This is a genomic window from Bradyrhizobium sp. Crot121, assembly GCF_059512385.1.
The window spans coordinates 1-390 of sequence record NZ_JCAMOR010000449.1; the positions used below are offsets into that span (position 1 = coordinate 1).

Annotated in this window: 1 protein-coding gene; it reads right to left on the reverse strand. The window is 60.5% G+C overall.

Annotated elements, in window-relative coordinates; all coding sequences use genetic code 11:
- A partial coding sequence (locus AC5ZGW_RS47425) for a hypothetical protein (RefSeq protein ID WP_496114309.1) occupies positions 1-390 on the reverse strand: 390 nt, incomplete at both ends.

A 390-nucleotide genomic window follows, 5' to 3' on the forward strand; every position in this document is an offset into this window, starting at 1 on the left:
GATTTGCAGCCGCACTGAATTCTGACGCATTCGTTCGAAGCCGATAGCCAACACGAACAGCGCGATAGCGAGGAGACCCAGACAAAACACAGAGGTCGGCGAAAGCGTAGTGCCGTAAAGTTCTTCCTCGCTCGCCAGACGCAGGACGGAAAGCCGTGTGCCCGGAACCGGCGAGCGTAGCGCAAGATATCCCTTCAGCTCGGGAGCCGGGACAACTGATAGGGCCTGAATGCGGCCAGCCGGCAGAGCGGCGAGCGCGGGGCCGCTGGTAGCAACAGGCGAGTGTCCCCGCTCGATCGGGAACAACACCTCGCCGTCATCGGCCAACAGGAATTCATGGGGCTGTCCGAGGTCGTTGCTGGGTACCAATGATGCAAGCAGATTGAGATC